Origin of the sequence: Pseudoalteromonas sp. NBT06-2 (assembly GCF_002276045.1) — a bacterium.
Classification (GTDB): Bacteria; Pseudomonadota; Gammaproteobacteria; order Enterobacterales; family Alteromonadaceae; genus Pseudoalteromonas.
On sequence record NZ_NQMR01000279.1, the window covers coordinates 1 to 3145 of the forward strand.

Genomic DNA, 3145 nt, shown 5'->3' on the forward strand with positions numbered 1-3145 from the left:
TAAATGTGTCTTTGATAGACGGACTTTTTCCGTCTATCACACAAAAAGAAATCTTATAATATATATCAAAGTCTTTGATAAAATGAGAAAAAAAGAGTATTTTATCAAAATTAAAAATCATGATAGACGGAAAAAGTCCGTGTTTAAACACGGAATAAATCCGCCATACAAGCTGTTACGCCCTAGGGAAGAAATTTGAACATTGAGGAATTTAAAAAGATTCATCCTTGGCCGGACCAAAGTGGTTTAAGTTCACTATTTCGGTTTATGCCTATTTCAGCTAAAAATACTGAATTTGTTGAGCACCTATTTTTAAAAAAAAAGCTATATCATTCACTATCTAGTGGTTTCAATGACCCTTTTGAAGGCAAGCCTCATTTTAATATGGAGGCAAAAGGAAATAAGCATAAAGCTATTAAACAACATTTAATCAATGTTGCCCGTGAAAGTGGTATGAATAAAAAGGATGCGACAACCTTAATTACTAACTCTTTGAAAGACCCTCAATTTATTCCAAATTCTATTTCAGAAGCTACTAATAAAACTTTTAATGAACTCAGGATTTGTAGCTTTACTACAGATAATGATAACTTGTTATTCTGGTCACATTATGCAAATTCACATAAAGGAATTTGCATTGAGTTCGATGCTTCTATTATGCCTATTGCATTCGCATATAAAGTAGATTACAGCGAGATATATCCTCAAATTACATATCCTATACCGCCGGATGAGAGAGCGTTCAGGCCTGCTTTGGTTAAAGCTAAAGTTTGGGAATATGAGAATGAATACAGGACTATGTTCATTCCTAATTTTAAGGGGTTGCCCACTGATGGCGAATCACTTTTGTTAGATTCCTGCACAATAACAAATGTATATCTTGGTTCCGAAATTGATGATGAAGACAAGAATGTATTGTTAGATATAATTTTAAAGAGTGATTTCAATCCAAATATTTGGCAAGCTAGCTTAGCTAAAACCTCATTTTCTTTACAATATAAGCAATTAAACTAGAAAGGCGTAACAAGTGGCTGCAACCGACGGCAAAAACTGTCACTTGTTTTTAAAGGAGTATCGATGAAAATTAGGGGTTATCTTTCTGTTGCAGTGTTAACGGCATTTTTATTGCCTTCCGTGTTGTTTGCAGCCGATGTGGTTCCATACTCCGTTCAAAGTATTAAAAGCAAAAGTTCAGGTTACGTTGAGTTAGTTGGCCCTGGAAAAATTCAAGTAAATGGAGAGATCCTGCCATATGACGGTACTAAATATATTAGAGTTGCGAATATTGGAACTCTATCTGGTGTAGAGGGTATAACAAAGGGTTGTATGTTGGCATATTCATCAGAGGGTTATACTGAAAATATTTCTGTAACCCAGCAATCATGTAATCAAGTACTTTCAGTGATAGAAAGTGCCAAGTAAAAACATAACAAATCGCCCAAGCAAGGACGCAGCAAAGCTGCGCCGCTTAGCTTGGCGTTGAGGCTGTAGAATAATTAAAAATTTAATTTTACAACCCAAAAACAGGGTCTAAAATGCATTAGTTAACTTTAGTTTGTAGCTTACAATGCGATACAGGGACTCACTTTTTTATAAATTTTAGCCTTTAGATAAATTCTACAGGCTCGTTATGTGTTCAAGGAGGATTGGTGAAAAATAAATATATTTGCTTTTTAATACTAGTTATTTCATTTGGTGCTACTGCTAATGAAAAGCCTAACTATACTCGTGGCGATTGTATTACACCAATTGATCAAAAGTTTTCATGGTTTGGCAAAACAGCGAAAGTAGAAGCTTACTCTTCAATAGATGGATTCTCAGGTAAAAATTACATTTTACTTTTTAATAACTACCAGTCTAATAGTGTTATATTCTCTAAATCAATCGAAGTTAGTACTAAAAAAGTAGATAAAAGTCTATGTGAAATAAACACATAACAAGAATTTCAAGCGGGACTGCTAACATTTAGCTCGGTTTCGCTTCGCTACACATTTTAGCCAACAATTATTTGCCCATTAACGAGGGCGTTGCGGATACAAATCACTGCAAGGCCGAAATGCGGTAAAAGTGAACCGCACAAAATACCCCCAGACTGATGTGGTTAACCGCATCAAAATAACTAAGTCTGCTCGGTTTGGCCGAGCAAAATATAAAGCGCTTAACTGCGCTTTTTTTGTATCACTTTAGTCAGTTCTGCTCGCTTTTGCCGAGCAAAACATAAAACTCATACAATCCCCACCATTGAACACAAGATTGTAAATGTGTCTTTGATAGACGGAGTCATTCCGTCTATCACACAAAAATAAATATTATAATATTTATCAAAGACTTTGATAAAATGAGAAAAAAAGAGTATTTTATCGAGATTAAGAATCATGATAGACGGAAAAAGTACGTGTTTAAACACGGAATAAATCCGCCTATTAAGCTGTTATATTGTCATTGGAGATTTGCGTGGAAATTGATGATTTAATTTATTCTATTCGTGAAATCATTTCCGATGTGGCTATAGAGACAGAGCAAGATTCAGAACTGTATCCTATTGTTTCGGTTGATAATAGTGCAGACTACCACTCTGTCATAGATAGCTTTTACATGCTAGAAGATACACAGTTGGCAAAACATGCCTTTCTCATTCGCTGTGAATCTTTGTCAATTGGTGAGCTCTACCTTTATTTCTATGGGGTTTTTAATGCTGTTTATATGCAGCAACAAGCTTTGTTAGTAATTCTACGAAAAATGGGTATAGATTTTAATCTCAAGGCACTTAGGGGTTGTACGATCTTTGACCTTCGCAATAGCTTTGCTGCACATGGTGCAAATCGCGGAGGGCGAGATGCTAAAGAGCACAGTTTCATTCTCGATCGTCACGCATTGCAGACAGGCAAAGTTAGCGGTTACTCGGCGAATCACGAAAGTGGCTTTATGTCTCATGATTATCACATTAGTGATTTGATAAGTGATTGGGATATAACCTTATTAGCTCATATAGAGTTGATCCATGATAGGGTCAGAGAAAACAGTGAGCTGACAATATAACAAATAAGGATAGGTGTCGCGTAGTCGACACCTTATCTGGGTGTTGAACAAGCCCGTGCTTAAGTCAATATTAAACAGCCGCACAAAATACCCCAAAGTTTCTATT

The 3145-nt window shown here is 35.7% G+C and carries 4 protein-coding genes; all 4 read left to right on the plus strand.

Annotation, left to right across the window (positions count from 1 at the left end; translation table 11 throughout):
- The first annotated feature begins 195 nt into the window (after positions 1–195).
- The 4 genes from CJF42_RS25300 to CJF42_RS25315 all read left to right on the plus strand — a co-directional run bounded on the left by CJF42_RS25300 (position 196) and on the right by CJF42_RS25315 (position 3039).
- Positions 196–1014 carry a DUF2971 domain-containing protein gene (locus CJF42_RS25300; RefSeq protein WP_095369267.1) on the plus strand — a complete coding sequence of 273 codons (819 nt, stop codon included), beginning with the start codon at positions 196–198 and terminating at the stop codon, positions 1012–1014.
- A gap of 63 nt (positions 1015–1077) precedes the next feature.
- Complete coding sequence (locus CJF42_RS25305) at positions 1078–1422, plus strand: hypothetical protein (RefSeq protein ID WP_095369268.1); 345 nt, start codon at positions 1078–1080, stop codon at positions 1420–1422.
- Positions 1423–1649: 227 nt separating this feature from the next.
- Positions 1650–1937 carry a hypothetical protein gene (locus CJF42_RS25310; protein ID WP_095369269.1) on the plus strand — a complete coding sequence of 96 codons (288 nt, stop codon included), beginning with the start codon at positions 1650–1652 and terminating at the stop codon, positions 1935–1937.
- 517 nt (positions 1938–2454) lie between these two features.
- The gene (locus CJF42_RS25315) at positions 2455–3039 is read left to right on the plus strand and encodes a hypothetical protein (RefSeq protein WP_095369270.1); all 585 of its coding nucleotides are present in this window, start codon (positions 2455–2457) and stop codon (positions 3037–3039) included.
- The last annotated feature ends 106 nt before the right edge of the window (positions 3040–3145 follow it).